Source organism: Marinobacter sp. B-12 (assembly GCF_056857915.1).
The window spans coordinates 31,381-57,739 of the sequence record NZ_JBSXOB010000034.1 but is presented as its reverse complement, the minus strand read 5'-3'; the positions used below and the strand labels follow the sequence as shown (position 1 = coordinate 57,739).

The following is a 26,359-nucleotide window of genomic DNA, read 5'->3' as shown; positions in this document are numbered from 1 at the left end:
GTTTGATATGGGTGCGACATGAACAAGTACAAGAACCTGAACAAGACCACCGCAAACTATTCGCCACTCACCCCGCTCACGCTGCTACAGCGGTCGGCTCGGGTGTACCCGGACAAATTGGCGGTGATTGACGACGATATGAACCTGTCTTACAGGGAGCTTTACGCTCGCTGCCGCCAGATGGCGAGTGCGCTGAGTCGCCGCGGTATCGAGACGGGCGACACGGTCGCAATCCTGTGTCCAAACTCCCACGAAATGCTTGAGGCCCATTACTCCGTGCCTATGTCCGGAGGGGTACTTAACGCCATCAACATCCGTCTGGATGCCGGGGCCCTGTCGTTTATCCTGGCTCATGGTGAGGCCCGGGTTCTGTTTTACGACACCCAATGGGAAGAGCAGGTACGGGCCGCTGTGGCCGAGCTTGAGGTTAATCCCTTGTTGGTGGCCATCGATAGCAAGGCCGGGAAGAGCCAGGGGCTGGCGGATCTTGATTACGAAGCCTTGCTGCAGGAAGGCGATGCCGAGGCTGGCTGGCAGCATGCGGCAGACGAGTGGGACGCTATTTCCCTGAATTACACCTCTGGAACCACCGGCAATCCAAAAGGCGTGGTTTACCACCATCGCGGTGCCTACCTTGCGGCCATGACCAACGCCATGGCTTTCGACATGACGGCCGAGACGGTCTACCTGTGGACACTGCCGATGTTCCATTGCAATGGCTGGGCCTATACCTGGGCAATCACCGCCGTCGGGGGTACTCACGTGTGTCTTCGGGAGGTAAATAGTCAGGAGATCTACCGCCGGATTGAAGACTACGGTGTGACCCACATGTGTGGGGCGCCGGTGGTGATGAACCTGCTGATACAGGACCTGGGGCGGGCGAGCCTGACACTGTCCCGGCCGGCCCGATTTGCTCTCGGTGGCGCAGCGCCCCCCAGCAGTGTCATCCGCAAGGCAGAGGAGATTGGCTTCCAGATTACTCACCTGTATGGCCTGACCGAAACGTTCGGCCCTTCGACACTGTGTGTGCCCCAGCCGGAATGGCAGCAGTTGCCACTGGAGGATCGGGCGAAAAAAATGTCCCGCCAGGGCGTTCCCACGCACGGCCTGGATGAAGTTGCAGTGCTGGATATGGTCAGCGGAGAAGCAGTACCTGCTGACGGAAATGTCATGGGCGAGATCTGTGTCCGCGGCAACACGGTGATGAAGGGGTACCTGAAGAATGAAGAAGCCACAGAAGAGGCGTTCAGCGACGGATGGTTCCACACCGGTGACCTGGCTGTCATGCACCCGGATCATTATGTCGAAATCCGCGACCGGGCCAAGGATGTGATCATCTCCGGCGGCGAAAACATCTCCAGTCTGGAAGTGGAGGAGGTGCTATACCGGCACCCGAAAGTGTCTGAGGCGGCAGTGGTCGCAATGGCCGATGAAAAATGGGGGGAGGTCCCCTGCGCCTTTATCAATCCGATCGATGATGGAGAGGAGCTCACGCCCGAGGAGATCATCGCTTTTTGTCGAGAACAAATGGCGCACTTCAAGGCGCCCCGAAAGATCGTGTTGGGTGAGTTGCCCAAGACAGCCACTGGCAAGATCCGAAAGAACATTCTAAGGGACACGTTGTCCTGATGACTGCGCTGACCATGGTCAGCAGGAGGTTGCGATAACGCGAACGACGAACTTACGACTATGAAATCCCGGCTTGATTCAACAGGCCTGGACGTTCCAGTGACAACAAAGACAAGAACACAGGAGCATTAACATGAAATCAATAAGCATCAAGAAACTCATGGTTGCGATGACCGCAACCGCTACGCTTGGTACCGCAGGTATCAGTTATGCCGATGACCCGATCCGGATCGGAGGCCTCTACATTCTCTCTGGCAGCGCCGCCACCTACGGTGAGTTTGCCCAGAAAGGCATAGACCTGGCGGTGGATGAAATCAACGGCTCCGGCGGCATTCTGGGTCGCCAGGTCGAAATGGTTTACGAGGACACTCAGGGGAAGGCGTCGGTAGCCATTCAGGCTGCCCGCAAACTGGTGTACTCGGAGGGTGTGGACGCACTCGTGGGCCTGGACAGCTCCGGCGTGGCCCAGGGTATGGTTCCAACCATGCCGGAGTTCCAAAAGCCCCTGATCATTACCCACGCTGCCACGCCGGATGTCACCGGCAAGCTGTGTAATTCGTTCACCTATCGCATCAGTGTCAACGTGGCCCAGAACATGAAAGCCGCTGCTCTGGTCGCAGCAGAAACCGATGCCACCAACTGGACCACCATTGGTCCGGACTATGCCTTCGGCCATCAGTCCTGGGAATTCTTCGGAAACTATCTCAAAGAGATCAATCCCGACGTCAACCTGATGTCGGAGACCAACTTCCCGCGCTTCGGCGCCGAGGATTTCACCCCGTTCATTGACAGGGTGATGGATTCTGACGCCGAGGGCGTTCTGATCTCTGTCTGGGGTGGTGACCTGGTCAATTTTGTCCGCCAGGCGAATACCCGTGGGTTCTTTGAAAAGGACCTGGAGGTAATGTTTACCGTTGGCGCCGCGACGGAAGTACTGACTGCACTGGGTGAAGAAATGCCTGAGGGCGTGCACCTGTCTACACGATACTGGTACGAGGCCTACGATAACGACATCAACGAGCGCTTCGTGAAAGCCTACCTTGACGCCTACGGCAATCCGCCGAGCTATAACGCCGAGGGTGCGTATGCCGCGATGTACGCTTATAAGCAGGCAATGGAAGCCGCCGGTAGCACCGAGGGCCCTGCAGTTGCCAAGGCGCTTAGCGGCATGAGCATGGAAGCCCCGAACGGAACGGTCACGTTCCGCAAGGGCGATAACCAGGCTATGGTCAGCCCGAACTGGGGTGTTTCTGGCCCCATGCATCCGGAACACGGTATCCGCACGCTGAACAACCTGCAGATATTTGACGGCGAAAAAGTAGCCCGCACCGTCGAAGAGACCGGTTGCAAGCTTTGATCTGACGGTTGTTCTTTTGCTTGCCGTGGCGTCCTTCGGGGCGCCACGAATCCGGCCCTAACGTAATGAGGTAATACATGTCTGGCATCGGAGCGGCGTTGCTGAATAGTCTCGATATCGGGCTGCTGCTGTTTATCATCGCAGTGGGCCTTAATATCGTGTTCGGTGTGCTGAACATCATCAACTTTGCCCACGGGGCACTTTACATGCTGGGGGCCTATCTGGCCTTCACACTGATCAATATAGCGGGCATGCCTTTCTGGGCGGCCCTGATCCTGGCGCCCATTGGCGTCGCTATCCTGGCCGTCATCATCGATCGGGTTCTGTTGCGCTTCATCTATTCCCGTGACGTAGCAGACAGTCTGCTTCTGACTTTCGCAATCCTGCTGATCATCAACGAAAGTGTGAGGATGATCTGGGGCAGTGGCATCCATGTGGTCCAGCCGCCGGATCTGCTTTCGGGTTCGGTGCAGCTGTTGGGCAGTTCGGTTGCCACCTACAGCCTGTTTGTGATCGTCATCGGCCTGCTATTGCTGGCCGGTCTCTGGTACCTCTTCAACCGCACCCGCGTCGGCCGAATCATGCGAGCCGCGGCACTGGATCGCGATATGGCCGAGGCGCTGTGCATCAACACCCGGCTGGTAGTGACCGGCGTGTTTGCCTTTGGCGCTTGGCTGGCCGCCGTCGGAGGTGTGATGGCGGCACCCATGCGTGCGCTGGATCCTGGCATGGGGGACAAGATCATTATCGAGTCGTTCATTGTGGTGGTGATCGGGGGGCTGGGAAGCTTCCCGGGAGCCTTGCTCGGAGCCATCATTCTGGGCCTGATTCACGGCTTCGGTGGCCGCTACCTGCCGGAAGTGAACCTGCTGTTGCCGTTTGTTGGCATGGCGCTGGTTCTGTTGTTCAAACCAAACGGCATGATGGGTAAGGGGGCAAACGCATGAAGACCAAGGTTCTGATGGCCATACTGGCTGTGGTGATTGCCGGGCTGATTGCGGTGCCCTGGATTGCTTCCTATTTCTATGTCTTTATTTTTACCGAAATCCTGATCCTGGGCCTGTTCGCGGCCAGCTTCAACCTGATTTTCGGATATACCGGAATGCTGAGCTTCGGGCATGCGGCGTTCTTCGGTATTGGCGCTTACGCTACCGCCCTGGTGTTGATTCACCTGGAGTGGCCGTTCCTGGTCTGTCTGTTGGTGTCCATGGGGGCGTCCGCACTACTGGCTTTGATGATCGGCTTCCTGAGCGTACGGCTCAACGAGGTGTACTTTGCCATGCTCACCCTGGCCTTTGGCATGATGGTCTTTGCCATTGCTTACCAGTGGCGATCGGTGACCAACGGCAGTGATGGCCTTGCCGGGTTTACCCTGGGCTCTTTCGGGCTTGGGCTTGATCTGACTCTGGCCAATCCATCGGTCTATTACCATGTTGTGCTGGGCATTGTGGCCATTGCCGCAATCGTGCTGTATCTGATCTGCCGCAGTTCTTTCGGCATGATTCTCAAGGCGATCCGCCAGAATCCCGAGCGGGTATCATTCGCCGGGCTGAACGTGCGTACGTATCGCCTGGTGGCTTTCGTCATCGCCGGAACCTTCGCGGGCCTGGCCGGTGGCCTGATCGCCCCGTTCCTGAGGGTGGCGAGCCCGGAACTTCTGCACTGGTCCATGTCGGCCGAACCAATCCTGATGGCCATCCTGGGGGGCACCGGGTTTTTCCTCGGCCCGTTTATCGGTTCTGCGGCGTTCGTATTGCTGGAAACCTGGATCACCACTTACACGGAGTCCTGGATGCTGGTCCTGGGGATCATCCTGGCAATGATGGTGATCTTCTTCCGCAAAGGGCTGTTGGGCACCGCCATTGACTGGTGGATGGAGGTGAAGAAATGAGTAAACCGGTCCTTACCATTACCAACCTGACCAAACGGTTTGGCGGAGTTACGGCGGTCTCCGATATCAGCCTGGACGTCATGCCCAAGGAAACCATCGCGATTATCGGTCCCAATGGTGCCGGCAAGACCACTTTCTACAACATGGTTTCCGGCCGGATGCAGCCGACTGAAGGCAAGATCATGCTGGACGGCAGGGATATCACCGGCCTGCCTCCCCACAAGATCAGCCGACTGGGCGTATCCCGATCGTTCCAGATCAATAACATCTTTCCTGAGATGACGGTGCAGGAGAACGTGGAAGTGGTGTTGTCGGCCTATCATGGCCACAGCCGCAAGCTGTTCAATATTGCTTCCCGCAATACCTCTATCCAGCAAGAGGCGGTCGAGTTTCTGAAGCGCCTGGGCATCGACAGCCTGAAAGCACAACGTGCCGAAGTGATCAGCTACGGCGACAAGCGATTGCTGGAAATCGCCATGGTGCTGGCAACGCAGCCGAAGCTGGTGCTACTGGACGAGCCCACCGCCGGGATGACCCCGGATGAAACCAGGCGCACCACGCGGCTGATCAAAAAGCTTGCAGACAGCGGTGACTACACATTCATGATTACCGAGCACGATATGGATGTGGTCTTCAACCTGGCGGACCGGATTCTGGTCATGCACCGTGGCGAAAAGCTCTTTGCCGGTACCCCGGAGGAGGTCAAGAACCACCCGGAGGTTCGTGTCGCCTACCTGGGCGAAGAAGACGACGAGGCGGTCGAGGAGGCCAACCCATGATTCTTGATGTTCGCAACATTCAAACGTTCTATGGTGAGAGTCAGGCGCTCCAGGGTGTTACCCTTCAGCTCGAAGCCGGTGAGACGGTTTGCATTCTGGGCCGGAACGGCGCCGGAAAGAGCACCACCCTGAAAAGCATCATGGGTCTGACACCTCCGAGATCCGGAGAGGTCTTTTATGAAGGCAAGCCGATCCAGGGTAGGCCGGCACACCGGATTGCCCGCGCTGGCATCGGGTATGTACCGGAAGACCGCCGGATATTTCCCGGTCTGACAGTGCGGGATAACCTGGATGTGGCCGCCTATCAACGCAAGGGCAGTGCCGCGCGTTGGACAGTGGATGGCATCCTCAAGAAATACGAGATGCTGGGCGAACGGGCGGACCAGGACGGCGCTACCCTGTCCGGTGGCCAGCAACAGATGCTGGCGGTGGCAAGGTCCCTGATGATTCAGCCACGGCTGTTACTGCTGGATGAGCCCAACGAAGGACTGGCCCCGGTTATCGTGCAACAGATCGGTGAACTGATTGACGATCTCAGCCAAACCACAACCATCCTGTTTACGGACCAAAGCGTGCGATTCGCGCTCAAGCACGCTCAAAGAGCCTACATTCTGGAAAAGGGCCAGGTTGTGCACGAAGCGAGCAGTCAGGATTTGAAGACGGACCAGGCCACACAGGACCGATTCTTGTCCGTGGCATAGTGTGGCTTATAATCCCCGCCGCAGAGGCAAATGGACGTGGCAGTTATGATCGAAAATTACGAAGCATTCCGCGGTGAAGTCCGTCTGTCCAAGGAGGATGTGATCCGTGATGTGTTCCGCCAGAACAAGGAGCGCATCAGTATCAAAAAGGAGGCGACGGCGGTCAAGAATCTGACCCGAATCATCGACTCGACCCTGCGGCTGGCCAACTCCAAGGGGTTCCATGCGATGACGCTGAGGGACCTTTGTGGGGATTCCGGCATGAGTATGGGCGGACTCTATGCGTATATCCGCAACAAGGATGACCTGATCCACCTGATCCAGAGCCACGGATTCATTATCACGCGTCGGACCCTGCTTCACTACACTGATGAGGTTCAGGATGTACGCGGCCGGCTGTTTGCCGCGATCAAGGCACATTTGTATCTGAGCGAGTTAATGCGGGCCTGGTTCTACTTTTCCTACATGGAAGCGAAGAGCCTGCCGGTCGAGGAAAAACGTGACGCTGTCGCCATTGAGCTGGAGATCGAGGAGATTTTTCTTCGGCTCATTGAGGATGGCATAGAGGCTAAGGTTTACTGCTCGAGAAACTCCCGCCTTGTGGCCTCCATGATCAAAGCCTTATTGCAGGACTGGTACCTGAAACGCAGGAAATACCGTGATCAGAATGTTGCTGTTGACGATTATGCCGCGTTTGTCAGGGATGTGATTGAAAGCTATCTGCTCGGAGAGCGTTGACTCTCTTCTGTGAGGAATGTGATGACTATCAGACTGACAAACCCGGCACTATTGCGCGAAAGCGCCTATATCAACGGCGAATGGGTCCAGGCCCGGTCGGGCAATCGGCTCTCGATAACCAACCCAGCCAATGGCGAGCATCTTGCTTCCGTGCCGGATATGGACGCCGAAGATACCCGGCAGGCTATTCGCGCGGCTGAGGCAGCGTGGCCGGAGTGGCGTGCCCGTCCTGCCAAGGAGCGAGCGGGGGTTTTGCGTCGGTGGTTCGATCTGGTGATGCAACATCAGGAGGACCTGGCCTGTTTGATGACGGCAGAGCAGGGCAAGCCGTTGGCCGAGGCACGTGGTGAGGTTGCCTACGGCGCCAGCTTTATCGAGTGGTTTGCCGAGGAAGCCAAGCGGGCCTATGGCGACGTGGTTCCTGGCCACGGTCGTGACAAGAGGATTGTGGTTATCAAACAGCCGATCGGAGTCGTGGCGGCCATCACACCCTGGAATTTTCCGGTGGCCATGATCACCCGTAAGGTCGCCCCGGCACTGGCCGCCGGTTGTCCCGTGGTGGTTAAACCGGCGGAAGACACGCCGTTGTGTGCGCTCGCCCTTGCGACGTTGGCTGAGGACGCCGGAGTGCCGCCGGGGATCCTCAACATCGTTACCTGCTCGAAAGACCGGGCGCCGCAGGTGGGTGAGGAAATGACCACCAGCCCTATGGTTCGCAAGGTGTCGTTTACGGGGTCCACGCCCGTGGGCAAACTCCTCATGCGCCAGGCCAGTGGAACGGTCAAGAAAGTGAGCCTGGAATTGGGCGGCAATGCACCGTTTATCGTGTTTGACGATGCCGATCTCGACGCCGCGGTAGCCGGATTAATGGCCTCCAAGTACCGTAATACCGGGCAAACGTGTGTGTGCGCAAACCGCATTTATGTGCAATCTGGCGTGTATGACGAGTTTGTTGACAAGCTTAAGACGGCGGTTGGCAAGCTGGTCGTGGGGCCAGGCCTGGAAGGCGAAACCCACCAGGGTCCACTGATCAATCAGGCTGCGCTGGACAAAGTCAGGCGGCACATCGCCGATGCCACAGAACGGGGCGCAAAAGTTGTGATGGGAGGCCAGGCACACGCTCTCGGTGGCACTTTCTTCGAGCCCACCATCCTCACCGACGTCACCCAGGACATGCTGGTGGCCAGTGAGGAGACCTTTGGCCCGGTGGCACCGCTTTTCCGGTTTGAGACTGAAGAACAGGCAATCACCATGGCCAACGATTCGGAATTTGGTCTGGCAGCATACTTCTACAGCAATGACATCCGGCGCATCTGGCACGTGGCCGAAGCCCTCGAAACCGGAATGATCGGCATCAACGATGGCATCATTTCAACCGAGGCCGCCCCCTTCGGCGGGGTCAAGGAAAGCGGCTTGGGGCGTGAAGGGTCACGGCATGGCCTGGACGAGTTCATGGAACTCAAATACCTCTGCCTCGGCGGTGTGCGCTAAGCCCCGTGTTCAAGGAGAATTAAATGTCTGGTGCCCTATCTCACTTGCGTGTCCTGGATCTCTCCAGGGTGCTGGCCGGCCCTTGGGCGGGCCAAATCCTGGGCGATCTCGGCGCGGAGGTTATCAAGATTGAGCGTCCAAAATCCGGGGACGATACTCGATCGTGGGGGCCTCCCTATCTTCAGGGGGCTGATGGCTATGCAGATCTATCCGCCTACTTCCTGACCGCCAATCGCAACAAGCAGTCCCTCGCAGTCGATATCGCCCATCCCGAAGGGCAGGAACTGATCCGAAAGCTGGTCGCAGAATCGGATGTCATTCTTGAAAACTTCAAAGTGGGTGGCCTCAAGCGCTATGGCCTGGATTATGAAAGCCTGAAGCGTATCAACCCCAAACTCATCTACTGTTCGATCACCGGGTTTGGCCAGGATGGCCCGTACGCGAATCGGCCCGGTTATGATTTTTTGATCCAGGCCATGGGCGGGCTTATGAGCATCACCGGGCAACCGGACGGGGAGCCCGGCGCCGGGCCGATGAAGGTCGGCGTAGCACTGACGGACATTATGACCGGGCTGTATGCCACGATCGGTGTGCTCGCCGCGCTCAGTCACCGTGACCGTACGGGAGAGGGGCAGTATGTGGAGGCCGCGCTGCTGGATGTGCAGGTAGCCTGTCTGGCGAATCAGGCCATGAATTACCTGACCACGGGCCAGGCGCCAGGGAGGATGGGTAACGCCCACCCCAATATCGTCCCATATCAGGATTTTCCGACGGCAGACGGCAACATGGTGCTGACGGTCGGTAACGATGAGCAGTTCGCCCGGTTGTGCGATGTGCTCGGACATCCGGAGTGGGCAAGCGATGAGCGTTTTGCGACAAATCGGGCCAGAGTGGCGAATCGCAAGGAATTGATTCCAAGGCTGCGGCAGGCCACGGTGATGCGGTCAACACAGGAATGGGTGCAAGTTCTGGAGCGCTCCGGGGTGCCATGTGGACCGGTTAACACCCTGGATCAGGTCTTTGAGGATCCACAGGTTCTTGCGCGGGGGATGAAGCAGTCTGTTCAACACCCATCGCTGGGCGATGTCCCGACGGTTGGCAATCCAATCAGGCTGAAGCTGACTCCGGTAAGCTACAGGACGGCGCCTCCGCTGCTGGGGGAACAGTCTAAACAAGTCCTGGAAAAGATTGCCGGCCTTTCTCCTGGCGAAATAGCGAGCCTCAGGGAACGCGGCGTCATCTCGTGATCCGGTCGCGTTAGCTTTCTTCAGCCAACGCCACCAGATCTGTACGGATTTCCTCCACACTCAGCTCTGGACGGATCAACAGGCGGGCCTTTCCTTCGCGGTCGAACACATACACGGCGCCGCTGTGTGAGACGTTGTAGTTACCGTCCGCATCTGGCTCGTCGTAACCAAAGGTCGTGCGATAACGCTTACTGAGTTCCCTGAGCGCCGGTTCCTCGCCGGTCAGGCCGATGGCCCGGTCGCTGAAAAAGCTTACGTAGCTGTCGATGCGTTCTGGGGTGTCCCTTTGGGGGTCCACGCTGACAAAGACAATCTGCGTGTCCGTCCGCAACGCCTCCGGCAAATTTGTCACCGCCCTGGACAGTTTCTGGAGTGTGGCAGGGCAGATATCAGGGCACGAGGTGAAGCCGAAGAACAGGAGGCGAATCTGACCATCGGTTTGTTCTGCGGTGATGGTGTCGCCCGAGGTGCCTGTCAGTTCGAAGGCCAATTCCGGCATAAGCCCGCTGATGTCTTTGCCATTCCAGTTTTCATCGTCGCCAAAGCACCCGCCAAGCATCACCAGGGACGCCAAAAGTGCCATGGCAGAGATCGTTCTGTGACTGCAGGGTAGGAACCGAATTTTCATGAATGGCTGGCCTTCAGTTTTTCGTTATAGGGTGACACCTTGCCATCTTCACGCATGGCACGTCGAAGGATAATCAGTATGCCGAGAATGCTCATCATCGCCGGCGGAATCCAGGTCAACAACCCGCCGAGCAGCTGATCGGTTTCAGGCGGCATGGGCCAGGCCCGCCCGCATACCTCATAAACGTCGTACACCATACCTCGCGCAAACACGATATAAGCGCCAAGGATCATCTGAGGTATTGCAACCACCGCCAGAAGCAGGATGCGTTTACCATAACCGAGGGCGTCACTCGTAACCGGGGAGCGAGGGTCGAAAATCAGCCACCAGAACAGCATGCCGTCCAGCAACATGCTCCAGTTCATCACCCAATACAGATCCCGGCTGAGCATGGCGTCGAAGTGGACAGGGGGCCAGAGCCAGAAGTAGATCAGACCCACAAACAGGAATGAGGCAATCGCCGGGTGCTGGAGAAAACGGTACACCCATCCCAGCGGTGTTAATGCCCGCCGTATTCCAGGCGTGATCAGGCTGTAGAGAAAGCGCATTACCGGAAGGGGGTTGGACAATGCGATCAGGATCGGCCCCAAGTGGTGCAGAATCAGGTGCTGGCCCCGGTGAACGAAGAACATGTACTGGGAGTAGTAATCAAAACGGGTTTGCATCACGCCGTAACAAAGCATGACGCCCACCACAAATACCAGTATCCGGCCGCTTCCCGGGCGATCTTCGGCAGGCATCCTGACCAGGCCGTACCCGTAGAACGCCAGAACGAGCACGAAACTCACTATGGTGAGCGGCGAGAAGTCATAGGGTATGAGGTAGTCTAAGGCCGACATCGGGCTTGCCTTTGTGCTCTGGGGGCTGAACCGGGTGATTGTTTTTGACTGATCCAGAGTTTTACCGGAGTGACGGCTAAATTCAAGAGATTGTTCGGTTTGTTGTGTTAATCCGGATAGCCGGTGATATCGCGGATTTTTCGGTACAGCGGCTGAAGCTGAGGGTACATTTTCAGATATACCTCACGATACAGGCGCTCGTAGAGTTTCTGGGTGTCGGCCTGCGGATGGAAGACATCACCAACTCGGGTCATCGCGCTCACCGCCGTTTCAAAATCGGGGTGCAGCCCCAGACCAACAGCGGCGTCGATGGCGGCGCCAAGACCGGAGGTTTCGTAGGTATGGGGCCGTTCCGCGGGCAGGCCGAATACGTCGGCGGTCAGTTGCATGGCGGCATCGCTCTGGGAGCCGCCGCCAGCGACCCTCAGCCTGCGGATAGGGACGCCGCTGCGTTTTTCGATCCGTTCCTTGCCTTCACGCAGGGCGTAGGCCAGGCCTTCCAGTATGGCGCGGTAGATGTGGGAGCGGGTATGCACGTCGCCAAAACCGATGATGGAACCCTTGGCTTCCGGCCCGGGCTGGCGAACCCCGGGTGACCAGTAGGGTTGCAGCATTAACCCCATGGAGCCGGCCGGGACGGCCCGAACCAGTTCATCGAACAGGACTTCCGGCTCCACGCCTTTCTGCTCCGCCAGTTTCTGTTCCCGCAGGCCGAATTCGCGCTTGAACCAGCTCACCATCCAGAAGCCCCGATAAATCATCACCTCGGTGGAATAATGGCCGGGCAGGGCGGACGGATAGGGTGGCATCATGCGTACCGGTTCCAGGTAGCGCTTGCTCGTGGTGTTAATGGTGGCGGTGGTGCCGTAACTCATGCAGCCAACCTCCGGCGTCAGTCCGCCGGAGCCAAGAATTTCGCAGGCTTTATCCGATGCCGCTGCAATCACCGGGAGTGGCCCCGGCAAGCCAAGGTGCCGGGCCGCGTCGTCGGTGAGATCGCCGATCTTGTCGCCGGGTTTGACCAACTCCGGCAACATCTCACGGTGAACGGGCATGGTGCGCCACTTGAAATCCCGCTGACTGGCCCACTGGTGGCGTTTGTAGTCGAACGGGATATACCCCACCTGACTGCCCACGGAGTCTCTGAACTGGCCTGTCAGGCGGTAGTTCAGGTAGCCCGACAGCAACAGGTAATGCCGGGTGGCCGCCCATATCTCGGGCTGGTTCTGGGCAATCCAGTTGGCCTGGGTTTTCTCCCGGAAGCGGTCAACGGTAGGCTCCAGCCGAAGCAGCTTGAACAACCAGCCCCATAAACCGGGCACTGGCCCTTCAACCCTGGCGTGACGCTGGTCGAGCCAGATGATGGCTGGCCGGAGTGGCTTGCCATGTTCATCCAGATTTACAACGGTGCCCCGCTGGGTGGTCAGCGTTACCCCGACTACTTGATCCGGCCTGGCTTCGGTGTTTTGCCAAAGCAGTTCGCACGCCTTACCGAGGTTTTCCCAAAAATACTCCGGATGTTGTTCCGCCCAGCCCGGCTGCTCGGAGAAGTAGGGCTCAATTTCCTGTTTGCCCTTGCCGACGAGATTGCCCTGAGTGTCGAATAGCAGGGCCCGTACGCTCTGTGTGCCGTTGTCGATGGCCAGGATGAGCGGTTCGGTCGTGTTCATCCATTGGCTCCCGGTTTGGCCGGAGATGTGGCCGGTAGCGAATAGCTAGCGCGCCAGAGCTCCTGATAACGTGCCTCTTCCCGTTCCCAGGTGGTGTCGTCCCAGGCCAGAATGGGTTTGCACAGAGAACGTATTTCCGGGAGCAGGCCTTCGCCGCCTTTTGGAAGGACCAGCCCGAGCCGGGTACGGCGCAACATCAGGTCATCCAGGTGGATTACGCCGGTATTGGCGGCCGCCCAGGCCAGCTCTGCCCAGAGTATGTCGGTGCCAGCAATGGTTTCATGGGTGCCGGCACGCAGAACCTCTGCCAGAGCAGGACCGTAAAAGCCTTGTAAACGATGCCAATTTCGGTGGCTGATGGCGTCAGGACGTTCGAGGTTCGGGGGCGGTGTGAATACCGGCTGCGCATCGTTCCTGAGGCGAAACCCCGATATTTGCCCCCGTTCGAGTACTTCCCGGGCGATCAACCGGAAGGTGGTTAACTTGCCGCCGGCGACGCTGATCAGGCCGTTGTCGGACCAAATCACATGCTCCCGGTTTTCCTTTGAAGGCTCTGGCGTTCCCTTTGATTGATTGACCACGGGTGATTGGGTGACGACGGGGCGCACTCCGGCCCAGGTTGCGATCACGTCACGTTCTGTGATGGCACTACTGGGGAACAGGCTTGAGGAGATCTGCAGCAGGTAGTCCAGTTCCTTCCGGTTGATGGCCGGCTCATGGGACAGCGACTCTGTGTGATCGAGATCCGTGGTCCCGAGCACCGTGGCGCCTTGCCATGGGAAGGCAAATACCGGGCGATGGTCCTCCGGATGAAACAGGGACACTGAACAGGACACCGGAAGCCGCGAATAGGGAACAACCAGATGGCTTCCCCTCAGGGGACGTATTCGGGTGTCAGCACTATCGGTCTGCTTCAACTGGCCCGCCCAGGCACCCGTGGCGTTAATAACCAGTGGTGTGTTGACGACCAATTCCTGTGTTTGGGCCTCTTTGCTGGTGTCCAGAAGCCGAACGCCTGTGACGGCGTTGGTCTCACTGTTTCGGAGAACTGCCTGCGCCTCCATGTAATTCAGACAAATGGCACCATCGGCTTCGGCTTCTGCGAGCACGCGTTGCACCAGCCGTGAGTCGTCGGTAACGGCATCGGTGAAGCCGCTGGCACCGGTAAGATGTTTGGTGGACAGGCCAGGCACCCACTGCAGAGTTTCTACCGGGCTGAGTCGTTGCCTGAATGGCTTGCCTGCAAGTCGGTCGTACAGACGAAGAAGCAGTTGGAACAGCTTCGGGCCGGGGAACTGCTTCTGGTAGTGAGGCATGATGAAACGAAGGGGATCAATTAGCCCCGGCGCCTCTGCCAACAGGCGCTCCCGTTCTCGAACCGCGTCCCGAGTCAGGCGAAAGTGCCCGCTGCCCAGGTAGCGCAGGCCACCATGGATCATCTTCGAGGAACGGCTGGAAGTGCCCCAGGAGAAGTCCCGTTGCTCCACCAGCAAGGTGCTCAAGCCGCTGCCGGCAGCTTCGCGAGCAATACCCGCGCCGGTAATGCCCCCGCCGATCACAACCACATCGAAGTCGGCGTCGCCACGGGCCAACTGGTCAAGCTTCTGTTCGCGTGTCAGTGGCATTACTTCTGAACCAGTGTTTGTGGATTCATCAAGCCGGCCGGATCGAATGTCTTGCAAAGAGATCCGATGGCCAGCATGCCCAGCTCGCCTTTTTCAACCGGCAGAAAGGGTGCGTGATCCTTGCCAACGCCATGCTGGTGGCTAATGGTGCCCCGGTTGTTAACAATAATGTCCGATGTGCTGTTTTTTAGGGTTTTCCAGCGGGCCAGGGTTTCCTCGTAACTCTCGGCCACGCGGAACACATAGGTGGTATACAGGCTGCAACCCTGGGTATAGAAATGCGAAAGGTGGGTGAAAACGTGAACCAGCTCTTTCTTTTCATTCAGTTGGTTACGGAGATTTCCTTCAATCTGGTTTAAGAGTTTATCGACGTTGTCCCAGTCGGTGGCGGTTTCCAGGGTGTCGACGGCGTAACCGAGTTTCCAGAGGGCTTCCCGCAGGTAGGGCATGGTGAAGCGCTTGGCCGCCCATTTGTCGCCCAGTTTCTGACCGGTGTAGATGCCGCCAAATTCGCGGCAGATTTCGCGGGTTTCCTTGAGCGCATTCCGGCATTGGCGTTTGCTGCCTGTAAGGCCAAACGTCATCATGCATTTGCCGTCTTTGGCGCCTCTCAGGCCCAGATAGGATTCCAGCAGGCCAATCATACCGGGGTGTCCTGCCAGGGCGAGCTGGGTTTCGGTCTCGATGGCGTTGCTCAGGCGAAGCATCGAGAGCTGGGTACGGTTCTGCACCAGTTTGCGACAGGCTGTCCGAGCCTCCTCCCACGAAGGGAAGAACATGACATGGAAGCTTTCTTGGGCCGGCAAGGGCGTGACACGTACTTTAACTTCGGTGATCAGGCCGATCCTGCCCTCGGAGCCCAGGATCATCTCGCGGATGTCCGGGCCGGCGCTCGAAGCGGGAATCGTGGGAATGTTCAGTGTGCCTTTCAGGGTTTCGATGCGGCCCCCGGCAAACAGCTGCTCGATACGACCGTAACGGAGTGACTGCTGCCCGCTGGAACGGCTGGCGACCCAGCCGCCAATGGTGGACAGTTCGAAAGACTGCGGAAAGTGCCCCAGGGTATAACCCAGCGCCCGCAACTGGGACTCCACCAACGGTCCCGGGGTGCCCGCCCCGAAAGTAGCGATCTGGCTTTCTCTGTCCAGGTCTATCAGGCGATTCATCCGCCCCATATCGACGGTCAGCACTGGTTGTTCGCTGGCCACGGGGTTGATGTGGCCCGCCACGCTGGTGCCGCCGCCATAGGGGATAAGGGCAATACCATTTTCGTCGACGTATTGAAGCAGGGCCTGGACATCCAGGGACGACTCAGGATAGGCAACACCATCGGGAAAAACACCAAAGTCGCCGCTGCGCATGGCAAGCCAGTCTGCGAGGCTTTGACCGCGGGCGTGACGCACCCGATCTTCGGCCGCGTCGATACAGGCCGGATTTGGCGGCAGCCTACTTTCCGGCACCTGGGCGCAAACCTGTTCCAGGGATACATCCGCCAGTGGAGCGGCGCTCCCTACGTGCTTGTCCAGAAACCGCTGCCCCTCTTTGGGTAATTCAAGGTTGAATTGGTCATCTCCCCAGCCGTTCCAGCGTCGCATGTTGGGCGTTCCTCGTTGGTAAATGTGTGTACGTCTGATTATCCGTGGGGCAGATTGTACCGCCGGGTACCGTTTACGCAGTGTCGCCTGGCGACAAGTCTTGTGTCTTATGCCGACAGCAGTGAATCTAGCGAAGACTGTCCACCATGCGATCATTGAGGCTTTGCCAGTGCTCCAGTTTTCTCGCTTCCCCGATTCGTTCGGAGTCACCACCTGAACGGTTCAGCCACAGGCCGTCACCGTTAAAACTGTAGACCGGTTCCAGGTCCGGTCTTTGGGACGCGGGTTTGATCTCGTTGATAAGGTTGTCGAGGATCAATGGATCGGCGTCGGGCTCCGGATACCACGCCAACACCATGTGCGCCTGATTCAGCGCCAGGGCCTTGACGTAAACAATGCGAAGTTGCTCATCGGGTACGCCCATTGACTTGAGGGTTAGGTATTTTGCGATGGAGAAGTCCTCGCAGTCGCCGCCGTTGGTGGTCAGCAATTCAACGGGCGTCGCCCAGTAGTCTTCTTCTCCCCAGTGGGCAATGTCGCTGACAAACTGGACCCGGTTAAAGAAGGAGTTAACGAGCCGGAGCTGTCGGTCGATAGCTGCCCGGGACGCAATGTCGTAGAGGCTCTGCCAGGTTTCCAGCCGGCCGTGAGCCTCCTCGCCGAACTCCGAACGCACGTAGGACATGAGTCGTTCGCTGAGTTCGAAGGCAGCCACCGATAACGTGATGACCATGAGTAGCATGGAAAGCAGGGAGCCGCGGCGGCGAGGATTCGATGCGGCCGTCTCCATGGCTGCCCTCAGTTATTGGCTCTCAGGCGTTCACGAAGTTGTTCCAGGCGCTGCCGAATTTCCTCCCGGCGTTGGTCGCTGGTGTCTGTGTTGGCGGAGGAGGCGCGTCTATCCACGCCTGATGGACGTATCTGTGTGCCACGGGGCTCCTCCGGGTCGTCGGAGGTTTGCGTGGAGGCCATCGAGATACCGGATCTATCCTCGTCTTCTGGAAAGTAGAGATTTTCCAGTTTGCCGCCACGCTCAATAATGATTCGATTGGCACGTACAGATCGAAGTGTGGCGTTGCCGGGCAGCTGGTCACCGACAAGATAGGCTTCCGTGTTTCGTTCGTCGTCTTCAACCAGAGCGCTGCCGGGAAAGTCGCCGGAAGCAGCCAATACACCGCGGAGAAACAGGCGCAGATTGGTCTCCGGCAGGTTCTCGGTGTCGGGTTCCGATTGAGGGGCCTCTTTGCCAGGTTCTCCAAACAGGGTAAAAGAGGCCAGGTTTACCTCTGGCACCTTCCGGGTCCCGGTTTCCGCCATTGCCATGTCTGTAGCGGAAGTGGTGTCGCCAGCACTGGTTTCATTCTGCCAGAAACGAACGCCCTGCCACGCTGTCACAGTGATCATGGCGATGCCTGCGACGGTGGTGAGTATCAGTGGTAACCTTGAATTGGTAAAAAGCATTGAATGTCCCGAAAAGAGCAGGTGTGGGCCGGCAAAAGGCCCACAGGTTATCAGACTGCAACGTTTTATTGGCAGTATAGTGTATAGAGTTATTCAGCGGTTCCATATCCTATGGTAGCCTTCCTGAATTAATTGAATAAAAAGGGATTCTGGAACATTTTCTTTCCGCCCCGGCAACAAAACGAGGACGATCGTGGACACAGACACAGAACTTCAGCCGCAGGATGCTCCGCTGGGCCGTCTACCTTTCACGTTCGCTAAACGCAACGGCGTGATCCTGACCCGTGACGACGACGGCGATCCTGTCATTCTGGTAAGGCCCGGGGCGGGTCATTCGGCGCTGGCGGAAGCCAATCGCATCAGTGGTGGGCGCGCCAGGTTCTCTCCCATTGATCCGGCCCGGTTCGACGCGGCGCTGAATGCGGCCTATCAGAATGATTCCGCCGAAGCCATGCAGATGGTGGAAGGTATTGGCGATGATATGGACCTGGCATCGCTGGCGGATTCGGTACCGGAAACCGAAGATCTTCTGGAACAGGAAGACGACGCCCCGATCATCCGGCTCATCAATGCAATTCTTACCGAGGCGGTCAAAACCAGCGCCTCTGATGTACATATCGAAACCTACGAAACACGGCTTGTGGTGCGCTTCCGGGTGGATGGTGTACTGCGGGAAGTGGTGCAGCCCAAACGAGCGCTGGCGCCCTTGCTGGTGTCGCGGATCAAGGTTATGGCCAAGCTGGACATCGCGGAAAAACGGGTGCCGCAGGATGGTCGTATCGCCCTCCGTGTTGCCGGACGTGAAGTAGACATTCGTGTGTCCACCATGCCGTCATCCAGCGGTGAGCGGGTGGTATTGCGTCTTCTGGACAAACAGGCCGGGAGCATTCGCCTGGAATCTCTTGGTATGGCGGGCGGTGATCTGAAAATACTGCGCCGGCTGATCTATCGACCCTATGGCATCCTGTTGGTAACCGGTCCCACCGGTTCTGGTAAATCGACAACGTTGTATGCGTCGCTGCAGGAAATCAATGATCGCAGCCGGAACATACTGACCGTTGAAGACCCGATCGAGTACAACCTGCCGGGTATCGGGCAGACGCAGGTCAACACCAAGGTGGATATGACCTTCGCCAGGGGGCTCCGGGCCATTCTGCGTCAGGACCCGGATGTGGTCATGATTGGTGAAATCCGTGACCTGGAAACGGCGGAAATCGCCGTTCAAGCCAGTTTGACCGGTCACCTGGTGTTGTCGACTCTCCACACCAACACCGCCGTGGGTGCGATTACCCGTCTGATGGACATGGGGATTGAGCCGTTCCTGATCTCTTCCAGTCTGGTGGGCATCGTGGCCCAGCGATTGGTTCGGGTACTCTGTAAGGACTGTTGTGAACCCTACACGCCGAGCGAAGAACATTGCGAATTCCTGCAGCAGGACCCGGCCAATCCGCCGACGATTCATCGCGCCAAGGGCTGCGAACATTGCAACCATTTGGGGTATCGGGGCCGTATAGGCATATACGAAGTGGTCGAGGTCAACGAGGAAATCAGTTCGCTGATCCATAAACGGGCAGGGGAGTTGGATCTCGAACACGAGGCCAGGCTCCATGGCCCTAGCATCCATGCCGATGGCGTCCAGAAAATCCTGGATGGGGTGACCACGGTCGAAGAGGTCCTTCGCGTGACCCACCGGAGCAGATAACTCGATGCCAGCATTTGATTACAAGGCGCTCGACAGTCGCGGAAAACAGAAACAGGGCGTTGTTGAGGCCGATGCACCAAGAGCGGTCCGCCAACAGCTACGGGAACGGGGCCTGACACCGCTGGCGGTGGAGCCCGCCTCGGAAAAGCAGGCCCGGAGCAACCCTCTCAGTAGTCGGGGCAGCCTGGCCACAGCGGATCTGGCCCTGGTGACCCGGCAACTGGCGACGCTTATCCAGTCAGGCATTCCGATCGAGCAGGCGCTTTCGGCAGCCGCCCAGCAGTCCTCCAAACCGCGCATTCGCAGTATGCTGATTGCCATACGCGCGAAAGTGATGGAGGGTTACAGCCTGGCAGACAGCCTGGGTGAGTTCCCACGGGCATTTCCACGGCTCTATCGCTCCACCGTCGCGGCGGGTGAGCACGCCGGCCATCTGGATTTGGTGCTCAACCGATTGGCGGACTATACCGAGGCCCGGCAGGAGGCCCGTCAGAAAATCCAGTTGGCGGCCATTTACCCGATCATTCTCAGCGTTGTGGCCATTGCCATTGTGGTGTTCCTGTTGACCTATGTTGTGCCGGACATCATCGAGGTGTTTGTGAAGCAGGGGCAGGAGCTTCCGGCGCTGACGGCCGCCATGCTGGCAGTCTCTGATTTTCTGGGCAACTACGGTATTTATCTGCTGATACTGATCATTATCGCACTGGTTGTTTTTCGGTGGTCATTGAAGAAACCCTCGTTCCGGCTCCGCTTTCATAAAAGCCTGCTCAACATGCCGCTGTTTTCAGGCATGGTTCGCGGTGTCAACACTGCACGCTATGCCAGTACACTGAGCATTCTGACCACCAGTGGCGTGCCGTTGGTGGAAGCCATGCGCATTGCCGGTGAGGTGCTCTCGAATGACCATCTGCGTCAGGAACTGCGGGATGCAGCCAGAAAGGTCAGTGAAGGCGGTTCCCTGCATCGTTCGCTGGACCAGACGGGCTACTTCCCGCCGATGATGCTGCATATGATAGCCAGCGGCGAGGCCAGCGGCGAACTGGACGGTATGCTGGAGCGGACCGCCACAATGCAGGAGAACACCCTGCAGTCCAAGATCGCGGCCATCGTGGGTCTTTTCGAGCCGATGATGCTGCTGTTGATGGGGGTGGTTGTGTTGATTATCGTGCTGGCAATCATGCTTCCGATCCTGAATATGAGCAACCTGGTTGGCTAGGCCAGGACCGGCGGGCCAACCCCATTTCCAAACCCAGAGATAGGAACAGATGAAGAGTGAAACAATGAAACATCAAGTGGCACAACGGGGTTTCACCCTGATCGAAATCATGGTGGTCATGGTTATTCTGGGCTTGCTGGTAGCCATTGTGGCGCCCAATATCATGGGGCGAAGTGACCAGGCCCGAGTGACGGTTGCCGAAACACAGATGAGCAACATCGCAAACGCGCTGGATCTCTACCGTCTCGATAACAGTCATTACCCGTCAACCCAGCAGGGCCTTGAGGCACTGGTGTCCAAACCCAGCGGCAGCCCCGAGCCAAGAAACTGGAATCCAGAAGGGTATCTGAACAGCGTTCCTGAAGACCCCTGGGGCGCGCCATACCAATATGTTAATCCAGGCAGGGAAGGCCCCTATGACCTGTATTCCTATGGTGCGGACGGCCGGGAAGGCGGTGACGATGACAACGCCGACATCAGTGTATGGAAGGTCAGGGACTGATCGTGCTCTCCAGGACGCGACAGTCGGGCTTTACACTGATCGAAATACTCGTTGTCCTGGTGGTGGTTGGACTGCTCGCGGCGCTTGCCGTCATGTCGATGGGTGGCAGCTCGCGTGATCGCGAGATGGAAAATGAAGTACGCGAGCTCTACCTGCTGATGCAGACTGCCTCAGAGCAGTCAATACTGAACAATACTGAGTTGGGCCTGATCCTCGAGGATGAGAGCTATCGTTTTGTCGCCTGGGAAGAGTTGAGTGGCGAATGGAAGCAACCCGCCGAGCGAATGTTCCGGACACGGAGCTTTCCGGAATGGATCACAGTGACCGAATACATAGAAAGCGATACCCCCCGCCTGGCGTCTGAGGAAGACGAACTGAGGCCGGATGTGGTGTTTTTCTCCAGCGGTGAAACCACGCTCTTTGAGCTGGAGTTCCTCGTTGGCCGTGACGATTCCAGGATGCACACCATTGCGTCTGATGGTGTTTCTCCCCTGGAATGGCGCCATCCCGGGAGCGAGGAGGCCGAGGAAGAATGAAGGGCCAGCGCGGTTATACACTGATTGAGGTCCTGGTGGCTCTGCTGGTGTTTGGCCTGATTGCGACCGCGGCCGCTGAGGTTGGCAGTCAGTATATTTCCAGTTATGAGCGAATTCGCGACAAAACCCTGGCTGGCTGGGTGGCGGACAATCGCATCAACGAAATCCGGCTTCAGGAAAACCTTCCCTCTATTTCAGAGAACTCGGACGACATCGAATATGGGTCCTATCGATGGCAGGTAACGACCGCTGTCCTTGCCACAGAGGACCCGTCCATTCTTAGGGTTGAGGTAACGGTAGCGCAATACCGTGGCAACAGAACCGAGCCCGCCCCGATTCACACGTTGTCTGCATTTATTGGTGAGAACTGATGTCGGCCCCCATGATCGTTTCTCAACACCGGTCGCATCCTTCCGCTCAAGCGGGCTTTACCCTGATGGAAGTGCTGATCGCGGTGACCATCACCGCTGTTATCGGCCTCGGGGTATGGCAGGTGCTGGGCAATGTGGTCTCGTCCAGGGATCGGGTCAACGAAGTCGCGGAACAGTTTGATGACATTCAACGCACCATGCTCTTGCTGGACCGGGATATTACCCAGGTGGTGAACCGGTCCGCCCGCGACATATACGGCGATTTTCGTCCCGCACTGACCAGCCGTGAGGAGGAATTTTCATTGATTCTCACCCGCCAGGGATGGCGCAATCCGCTTGGAACCCGACGCAGCAGTCTGCAACGGGTTGGCTGGGAATACACCGGGGACGAATTGCGCCGACGGTACTGGGTAACCGTCGACAGGGGCCAGGAAGACAACAGCCAGGACCTTCTTCTGCTTTCCAATGTCACCGACTTCACCGTCCGCTTTCTCGATGACCAGCGAAACTGGCGGGATGAATGGCCTGACGAAGAGAGTATGGCCAACACGACGCCGGGTACGCGCCCCGACATTCCCTTACCGTTGGGTATTGAGGTCACCATAGAGCACGAACGCTTTGGTGAGCTGGTAAGGACCTTTACGCTTCCTGATTTTGATAATGACGTTGCCCAGGGTGTGGTGAACAGCGTCAACGACGCCGCGGATGATCAGGACGATGACCAGCAACAGGACCAGAACTCTTCCGAAACAGGAGCAGTTGGTGGGTAAACGTCCATTCAACGGAAGACCGGCTAATTCTCAGGGCGGAGTGGCGTTGATCATGGTACTCCTCGCCATGGCACTGGTGGTCATGTTGGCCACAGGCATGACGCAGCAGCAAAGCGTGCGGGTGTTCCGCGCCAGTCACTACCTTGCCCAACAGCAGGGGCACAGCGTCGCCCTGGGGGCGGAAGCTTTCGCCCGCCAGATTCTGGTACGGGACTTTGAGGACGATAAGGAAAACAACCTTATGGTGGACAGCCTGGATGAGTTCTGGGCCAAGAATGCCGCCATCCTCCCTCTCGATGATAATGGCGTGGTTGAAATTCAAGTTGATGATCTCGGCGGCAGAATCAACCTCAATGATCTGGTGAGTGCCAACGGACAGGTCGACCCTATTGTTCGTGATCGTATAGCCCGTTTGCTCCTGGTTCTTGACATCACCAGGGTCAAAGTCGATGCGCTGATCGACTGGATCGATCCGAACGACCAGACCGTCAGCGCCAATGGAGCGGAGGACGGGCGGTACCTGTCTGAGGATCCGGCTTACCGGGCCGGCAACCAGCCCTTTGTCGATGTCTCCGAACTCCGCATGATCGATGGTATGACCGAGGAAGCCTACCGGGGATTAAGGCCTCACGTATCGGCGTTACCTGTGACCGGCTTGGGCATCAATGTGAATACCGCGACGGCCCCGGTACTCAGGTCCCTTCACGAGGAACTGACACAGGCGCAGGCAGCCGCTATTCTTGAGAGACGTTTGGAGGAGCGCTTCGAGAACGTACAGGACTTCCTGGCGTTACCGGAGTTCGCTGGCCTTGGCCTCAAGTCAACCGGCCTGGGCCTGCAGACTCGTTTTTTTGAAGTGGTGTCGCGTATTACTTACGATAACCGGGTTGCCAACCTGGTCAGCACGGTTTATCGAAGCCCGGAAGGCGAGATGCAGACCGTTTCTCGTGACATCGGGCAAAAGAATCGCATTACCAAAGAACCGTTCAGCGTTTCCGAGGAATAGGGAAGTCCGGAGCCGCAATATCGTCACAAAAAGAACCGATAACCCCGAGAGGGTTTCGAAAAAGGAAACTGTTCAGAATGTCCTATCGCCTCTACGTCAGGCCGCGGCCACCGTTCGCGGACCTCGACGCCAACCCGGAAGCCCAGTTGTACAATTGGGTGCTGGTGGATGCCAGTGGAGATGCCCAGGCCCGGGGAACAGCGGATTCACGAGACACCATCGAGCAGACTCTGACCCAGAATGACCTCGAAAACGTCCTGTTGGTGGGTCTCATCCCCGGCGACGAAGCGTTGTTTTGCGTAGCTGATATTCCTGCCAAACAAACGCGATTTGTTCATCAGGCACTGCCCTATGCGGTTGAGGAACAGGTTGCCCAGGATATCGAAAACGTTCATCTGGCCCTTGGCAACCGAACGGAGAAAGGTTTTCGGGTGGCCGCTATAGACCATGGTCAAATGGCAGAATGGGTGGTGATGTTCAGTGGGTGGGATCACCTTAAATTGGATGCGATCTACCCGGATTCCAGCTTACTGCCGGTAACTGAAGGTGGTTGGTCGGTATGTTTAGATGGCGATTCCGCCATGCTATCAAGTGACCAAGGGGAATGGCTCAGCGTACATGCGCGTAACCTGGCGATGTTCGCTCAGACGCTCGCGCTCCCTCCTTCTGATGAGGTAGTTGCCGAGGTGCCGGTCACGGTCTACGGCACTGAGCAGGAGTTTGAGCGTCAGCAGTCTGACCTGAGCGAGTTGAAATCATCGGGGCGCTTGACGGTCCGCGAGGAAACGCTTGAATTGATGCCGCTGGAACTGCTGGCACATTCCCACCATCATCACCTTTGCCAACCGATCAACCTGTGCCAGGGAGCCTATAGCATCCGCTCGGATAAATCGAGTGTGTTGGGCGCGTGGAAACCGCTTGTTGCCGTGGCCTGTGTATGGTTTATGATCCAGATTGGCGTGGAAGTAGGCATGGGCTTCTATCATCAGCAGCAAGCCGACGAGATCCGCGGACAGGCGATGGCGGTTTATCGTGAAGCCTTCCCGGGAGATACCAGGACCCATGCAGGAAACGTACGCCGGGTTGTTGAAGGGCAGATGCGCCAACTTCAGGCAGAGGGCCCAGACGCCGGTTTTATAACGTTGATGAAGTACACGGGTGAACAGTATTCGAAGATTCCCGATTCACGCGCTGTCAATTTCAATTCGGTTAACTACAGCCGGAATCGCGGGGAACTTGTGGTAGATGTGCGGGCGGACAGCTATGACAAGCTCAGCACCCTGAGAAACGGCCTGACCAGTCGGGGGTTGGAAGCGAAGATCGGCTCGGTGGTTAATGAATCCGATGGCGCCCGCGGTCGCCTGACGGTTTCGGGAGGATAATGGCATGTTAAACAGGATCAAGGAGCAGCCAGCCGTCGGAAAGCTCATCGCCCAGTATGACCAGTTGCCTCGCAGGGACCAGCAGGCTCTGTCGGTTCTTGCGGTGGCCGTTCTCCTCGGTATTCTCTATTTTGGGATTTGGCGCCCCGCTACGGATTTCCACGCCGAAGCTGTCGAGTCGAGGGAGCGTGCCACTGAACTGTTGGCGTGGCTTGAGGCTAATCGTCAGTCATTGGAGCGTCTGTCCAGTGCCAGTTCGTCTCAGGGAGGCGCAGGTTCTGATACGCCGGTAGACGGTAGAGCACTTATGGCGCTGGTGACGCGTAGTGCCAGCGAATCGGGCCTTTCGCTTCAGCGCTTCGAGCCCAGCGGTGAGAACGCCATTCGGGTCTGGCTCGAGGGTGCACCATTCACTGAGGTGGCCAGCTGGCTTGAACGCCTGAACACTAGCCACGGTGTTCAAATAGATCAAGCATCCATGGACCGACAGAACGATCCAGGGATCGTATCCGTACGTCTGACGTTAACGATTTGAGGCAGACACTGGAGAACATGTAATGAGTGACGGCACGCAGAACAAGAATAGCCAGGAGCCAGTCATTGTTCGACTCGACGGAAGTGCCCGAAATGAGGCGATTTCCATATTAGTCCATGCGTACCGGGATGAACCGACGTTCCAGTACCTGTTTGATCATCGTCGGCCTGGCTATCAGCAGCGCGTGCGGGCCACGGTGCGGGAACTGATTGACCTCTATTTTGGTCTGAATCAGGACGCGGTGGGTGTGTTGGTGAACGATACCCTCGTTGCCGTTGCATTCATTGGCGAGCCGGAGCTTCGGCTGAACCTCGCGGAGCAGCTCAGTTGGCGCATTCGTATGGTTTTGACCACAGGGTTTGCCTGCACCCGTCGTTACCTGGATTATCATGAGAGGATCCGGGAAATGCTACCCCAGCCCCTGGCTCACCAGTTGCCGTTGATGGGGGTGAATCCGAACTATCAAAACAAGGGGTATGGGCGATTGCTGTTATCCACGGTTGAGCGGCTCTGCGCAGAAAATCCCCGGGGGAGCGGGCTTGTCCTGGATACGGGCAACAGCCGATACCTTCCGTTCTACGAGTCAGAGGGGTTCCGAAGCCTTGGCACTATTCGCCTGGGGAGCTTTGAGGATCACATACTATTCCGTGAGGTCCGCCCCGACGAACAGGCGGCGGTATCCGGTTGA

At 57.6% G+C, this 26,359-nt stretch carries 26 protein-coding genes; 19 read left to right on the top strand and 7 right to left on the bottom strand.

The annotated features are described in order from the left end of the window. The first annotated feature begins 18 nt into the window (after window positions 1-18). The 9 genes from AC13D2_RS03970 (at window position 19) to AC13D2_RS03930 (ending at window position 9,833) form a co-directional block, all read left to right on the top strand. Window positions 19-1,629: a long-chain-fatty-acid--CoA ligase gene (locus AC13D2_RS03970; protein ID WP_300496246.1), complete on the top strand. Its 1,611-nt coding sequence runs from the start codon at window positions 19-21 to the stop codon at window positions 1,627-1,629. A gap of 133 nt (window positions 1,630-1,762) precedes the next feature. Beyond that, window positions 1,763-2,986, top strand: coding sequence for an ABC transporter substrate-binding protein (locus AC13D2_RS03965; RefSeq protein ID WP_482938243.1), 1,224 nt, complete (start codon window positions 1,763-1,765; stop codon window positions 2,984-2,986). Window positions 2,987-3,063: 77 nt separating this feature from the next. After that, the gene (locus tag AC13D2_RS03960; protein ID WP_007152275.1) at window positions 3,064-3,933 is read left to right on the top strand and encodes a branched-chain amino acid ABC transporter permease; all 870 of its coding nucleotides are present in this window, start codon (window positions 3,064-3,066) and stop codon (window positions 3,931-3,933) included. After that, window positions 3,930-4,877, top strand: coding sequence for a branched-chain amino acid ABC transporter permease (locus AC13D2_RS03955; RefSeq protein ID WP_007152274.1), 948 nt, complete (start codon window positions 3,930-3,932; stop codon window positions 4,875-4,877). Before AC13D2_RS03960 ends, AC13D2_RS03955 begins: the two co-directional genes overlap by 4 nt. Continuing rightward, a complete protein-coding gene (locus tag AC13D2_RS03950; protein ID WP_300496255.1) occupies window positions 4,874-5,656 on the top strand; it encodes an ABC transporter ATP-binding protein in 783 nt (260 codons plus the stop codon). The genes AC13D2_RS03955 and AC13D2_RS03950 overlap by 4 nt, the downstream gene beginning before the upstream one ends. Next, window positions 5,653-6,357 (top strand): ABC transporter ATP-binding protein, encoded by a 705-nt coding sequence (locus tag AC13D2_RS03945; RefSeq protein ID WP_292048158.1) that lies wholly within the window; start codon window positions 5,653-5,655, stop codon window positions 6,355-6,357. The genes AC13D2_RS03950 and AC13D2_RS03945 overlap by 4 nt, the downstream gene beginning before the upstream one ends. A gap of 30 nt (window positions 6,358-6,387) precedes the next feature. Continuing rightward, window positions 6,388-7,095, top strand: a complete 708-nt coding sequence (locus AC13D2_RS03940; RefSeq protein WP_300496258.1) for a TetR/AcrR family transcriptional regulator — start codon at window positions 6,388-6,390, stop codon at window positions 7,093-7,095. A gap of 27 nt (window positions 7,096-7,122) precedes the next feature. Further along, a complete protein-coding gene (locus AC13D2_RS03935; RefSeq protein ID WP_300496341.1) occupies window positions 7,123-8,586 on the top strand; it encodes an NAD-dependent succinate-semialdehyde dehydrogenase in 1,464 nt (487 codons plus the stop codon). 23 nt (window positions 8,587-8,609) lie between these two features. Next, entirely contained in the window at window positions 8,610-9,833 is a 1,224-nt protein-coding gene (locus tag AC13D2_RS03930; RefSeq protein ID WP_300496261.1) for a CaiB/BaiF CoA transferase family protein, read from the top strand. 10 nt (window positions 9,834-9,843) lie between these two features. Here AC13D2_RS03930 and AC13D2_RS03925 read toward each other — a convergent pair whose 3' ends face one another. From AC13D2_RS03925 to AC13D2_RS03895, 7 genes are all read right to left on the bottom strand, one after another. Next, window positions 9,844-10,461: an SCO family protein gene (locus AC13D2_RS03925; RefSeq protein ID WP_482938242.1), complete on the bottom strand. Its 618-nt coding sequence runs from the start codon at window positions 10,459-10,461 to the stop codon at window positions 9,844-9,846. Beyond that, window positions 10,458-11,300: a cytochrome c oxidase assembly protein gene (locus AC13D2_RS03920; RefSeq protein WP_300496267.1), complete on the bottom strand. Its 843-nt coding sequence runs from the start codon at window positions 11,298-11,300 to the stop codon at window positions 10,458-10,460. Before AC13D2_RS03920 ends, AC13D2_RS03925 begins: the two co-directional genes overlap by 4 nt. A 107-nt stretch (window positions 11,301-11,407) precedes the next feature. Continuing rightward, window positions 11,408-12,970, bottom strand: a complete 1,563-nt coding sequence (locus AC13D2_RS03915) for an FGGY-family carbohydrate kinase (RefSeq protein ID WP_300496269.1) — start codon at window positions 12,968-12,970, stop codon at window positions 11,408-11,410. Next, window positions 12,967-14,595 carry a glycerol-3-phosphate dehydrogenase/oxidase gene (locus AC13D2_RS03910; protein WP_300496272.1) on the bottom strand — a complete coding sequence of 543 codons (1,629 nt, stop codon included), beginning with the start codon at window positions 14,593-14,595 and terminating at the stop codon, window positions 12,967-12,969. The genes AC13D2_RS03915 and AC13D2_RS03910 overlap by 4 nt, the downstream gene beginning before the upstream one ends. Beyond that, window positions 14,595-16,190, bottom strand: coding sequence for an FAD-binding oxidoreductase (locus tag AC13D2_RS03905; protein WP_292048151.1), 1,596 nt, complete (start codon window positions 16,188-16,190; stop codon window positions 14,595-14,597). The genes AC13D2_RS03910 and AC13D2_RS03905 overlap by 1 nt, the downstream gene beginning before the upstream one ends. Window positions 16,191-16,317: 127 nt before the next feature. Continuing rightward, window positions 16,318-16,980 carry a transglutaminase-like cysteine peptidase gene (locus AC13D2_RS03900; RefSeq protein ID WP_292048150.1) on the bottom strand — a complete coding sequence of 221 codons (663 nt, stop codon included), beginning with the start codon at window positions 16,978-16,980 and terminating at the stop codon, window positions 16,318-16,320. Window positions 16,981-16,988: 8 nt separating this feature from the next. Beyond that, a complete protein-coding gene (locus tag AC13D2_RS03895) occupies window positions 16,989-17,651 on the bottom strand; it encodes a type II secretion system protein N (RefSeq protein WP_292048149.1) in 663 nt (220 codons plus the stop codon). A gap of 193 nt (window positions 17,652-17,844) precedes the next feature. Here AC13D2_RS03895 and gspE point away from each other — a divergent pair, with 193 nt between their 5' ends. The 10 genes from gspE to AC13D2_RS03845 all read left to right on the top strand — a co-directional run bounded on the left by gspE (window position 17,845) and on the right by AC13D2_RS03845 (window position 26,359). Next, window positions 17,845-19,353, top strand: coding sequence for a type II secretion system ATPase GspE (gene gspE, locus AC13D2_RS03890; RefSeq protein ID WP_151982116.1), 1,509 nt, complete (start codon window positions 17,845-17,847; stop codon window positions 19,351-19,353). A gap of 4 nt (window positions 19,354-19,357) precedes the next feature. After that, window positions 19,358-20,569: a type II secretion system inner membrane protein GspF gene (gene gspF, locus AC13D2_RS03885; protein ID WP_292048147.1), complete on the top strand. Its 1,212-nt coding sequence runs from the start codon at window positions 19,358-19,360 to the stop codon at window positions 20,567-20,569. A gap of 64 nt (window positions 20,570-20,633) precedes the next feature. Beyond that, window positions 20,634-21,071 (top strand): type II secretion system major pseudopilin GspG, encoded by a 438-nt coding sequence (gspG, locus tag AC13D2_RS03880; RefSeq protein ID WP_292048146.1) that lies wholly within the window; start codon window positions 20,634-20,636, stop codon window positions 21,069-21,071. Further along, window positions 21,053-21,607 carry a type II secretion system minor pseudopilin GspH gene (gene gspH / locus AC13D2_RS03875; protein WP_292048145.1) on the top strand — a complete coding sequence of 185 codons (555 nt, stop codon included), beginning with the start codon at window positions 21,053-21,055 and terminating at the stop codon, window positions 21,605-21,607. The genes gspG and gspH overlap by 19 nt, the downstream gene beginning before the upstream one ends. Next, on the top strand, window positions 21,604-21,978 hold the full coding sequence (gspI, locus tag AC13D2_RS03870; RefSeq protein WP_292048143.1) for a type II secretion system minor pseudopilin GspI: 375 nt from the start codon (window positions 21,604-21,606) through the stop codon (window positions 21,976-21,978). The genes gspH and gspI overlap by 4 nt, the downstream gene beginning before the upstream one ends. Beyond that, complete coding sequence (gene gspJ, locus AC13D2_RS03865) at window positions 21,978-22,748, top strand: type II secretion system minor pseudopilin GspJ (RefSeq protein WP_292048142.1); 771 nt, start codon at window positions 21,978-21,980, stop codon at window positions 22,746-22,748. Before gspI ends, gspJ begins: the two co-directional genes overlap by 1 nt. Next, window positions 22,741-23,754 (top strand): type II secretion system minor pseudopilin GspK, encoded by a 1,014-nt coding sequence (gene gspK / locus AC13D2_RS03860; protein ID WP_300496285.1) that lies wholly within the window; start codon window positions 22,741-22,743, stop codon window positions 23,752-23,754. The genes gspJ and gspK overlap by 8 nt, the downstream gene beginning before the upstream one ends. Before the next feature lie 77 nt (window positions 23,755-23,831). Then, window positions 23,832-25,136 (top strand): type II secretion system protein GspL, encoded by a 1,305-nt coding sequence (gene gspL / locus AC13D2_RS03855; RefSeq protein ID WP_300496287.1) that lies wholly within the window; start codon window positions 23,832-23,834, stop codon window positions 25,134-25,136. A 4-nt stretch (window positions 25,137-25,140) separates the two neighbouring features. Further along, on the top strand, window positions 25,141-25,671 hold the full coding sequence (locus AC13D2_RS03850; RefSeq protein WP_292048137.1) for a type II secretion system protein M: 531 nt from the start codon (window positions 25,141-25,143) through the stop codon (window positions 25,669-25,671). Between the two features lie 22 nt (window positions 25,672-25,693). Next, complete coding sequence (locus AC13D2_RS03845; protein ID WP_292048136.1) at window positions 25,694-26,359, top strand: GNAT family N-acetyltransferase; 666 nt, start codon at window positions 25,694-25,696, stop codon at window positions 26,357-26,359.

Coding starts and splice junctions, on each gene's coding strand:
- AC13D2_RS03970 (WP_300496246.1), top strand. CDS start 19: ATGAACAAGTACAAGAACCTGAACAAGACCACCGCAAACTATTCGCCA.
- AC13D2_RS03965 (WP_482938243.1), top strand. CDS start 1,763: ATGAAATCAATAAGCATCAAGAAACTCATGGTTGCGATGACCGCAACC.
- AC13D2_RS03960 (WP_007152275.1), top strand. CDS start 3,064: ATGTCTGGCATCGGAGCGGCGTTGCTGAATAGTCTCGATATCGGGCTG.
- AC13D2_RS03955 (WP_007152274.1), top strand. CDS start 3,930: ATGAAGACCAAGGTTCTGATGGCCATACTGGCTGTGGTGATTGCCGGG.
- AC13D2_RS03950 (WP_300496255.1), top strand. CDS start 4,874: ATGAGTAAACCGGTCCTTACCATTACCAACCTGACCAAACGGTTTGGC.
- AC13D2_RS03945 (WP_292048158.1), top strand. CDS start 5,653: ATGATTCTTGATGTTCGCAACATTCAAACGTTCTATGGTGAGAGTCAG.
- AC13D2_RS03940 (WP_300496258.1), top strand. CDS start 6,388: ATGGACGTGGCAGTTATGATCGAAAATTACGAAGCATTCCGCGGTGAA.
- AC13D2_RS03930 (WP_300496261.1), top strand. CDS start 8,610: ATGTCTGGTGCCCTATCTCACTTGCGTGTCCTGGATCTCTCCAGGGTG.
- AC13D2_RS03925 (WP_482938242.1), bottom strand. CDS start 10,461: ATGAAAATTCGGTTCCTACCCTGCAGTCACAGAACGATCTCTGCCATG.
- AC13D2_RS03920 (WP_300496267.1), bottom strand. CDS start 11,300: ATGTCGGCCTTAGACTACCTCATACCCTATGACTTCTCGCCGCTCACC.
- AC13D2_RS03915 (WP_300496269.1), bottom strand. CDS start 12,970: ATGAACACGACCGAACCGCTCATCCTGGCCATCGACAACGGCACACAG.
- AC13D2_RS03910 (WP_300496272.1), bottom strand. CDS start 14,595: ATGCCACTGACACGCGAACAGAAGCTTGACCAGTTGGCCCGTGGCGAC.
- AC13D2_RS03905 (WP_292048151.1), bottom strand. CDS start 16,190: ATGCGACGCTGGAACGGCTGGGGAGATGACCAATTCAACCTTGAATTA.
- AC13D2_RS03900 (WP_292048150.1), bottom strand. CDS start 16,980: ATGGAGACGGCCGCATCGAATCCTCGCCGCCGCGGCTCCCTGCTTTCC.
- AC13D2_RS03895 (WP_292048149.1), bottom strand. CDS start 17,651: ATGCTTTTTACCAATTCAAGGTTACCACTGATACTCACCACCGTCGCA.
- gspF (WP_292048147.1), top strand. CDS start 19,358: ATGCCAGCATTTGATTACAAGGCGCTCGACAGTCGCGGAAAACAGAAA.
- gspG (WP_292048146.1), top strand. CDS start 20,634: ATGAAACATCAAGTGGCACAACGGGGTTTCACCCTGATCGAAATCATG.
- gspH (WP_292048145.1), top strand. CDS start 21,053: ATGGAAGGTCAGGGACTGATCGTGCTCTCCAGGACGCGACAGTCGGGC.
- gspI (WP_292048143.1), top strand. CDS start 21,604: ATGAAGGGCCAGCGCGGTTATACACTGATTGAGGTCCTGGTGGCTCTG.
- gspJ (WP_292048142.1), top strand. CDS start 21,978: ATGTCGGCCCCCATGATCGTTTCTCAACACCGGTCGCATCCTTCCGCT.
- gspL (WP_300496287.1), top strand. CDS start 23,832: ATGTCCTATCGCCTCTACGTCAGGCCGCGGCCACCGTTCGCGGACCTC.
- AC13D2_RS03850 (WP_292048137.1), top strand. CDS start 25,141: ATGTTAAACAGGATCAAGGAGCAGCCAGCCGTCGGAAAGCTCATCGCC.
- AC13D2_RS03845 (WP_292048136.1), top strand. CDS start 25,694: ATGAGTGACGGCACGCAGAACAAGAATAGCCAGGAGCCAGTCATTGTT.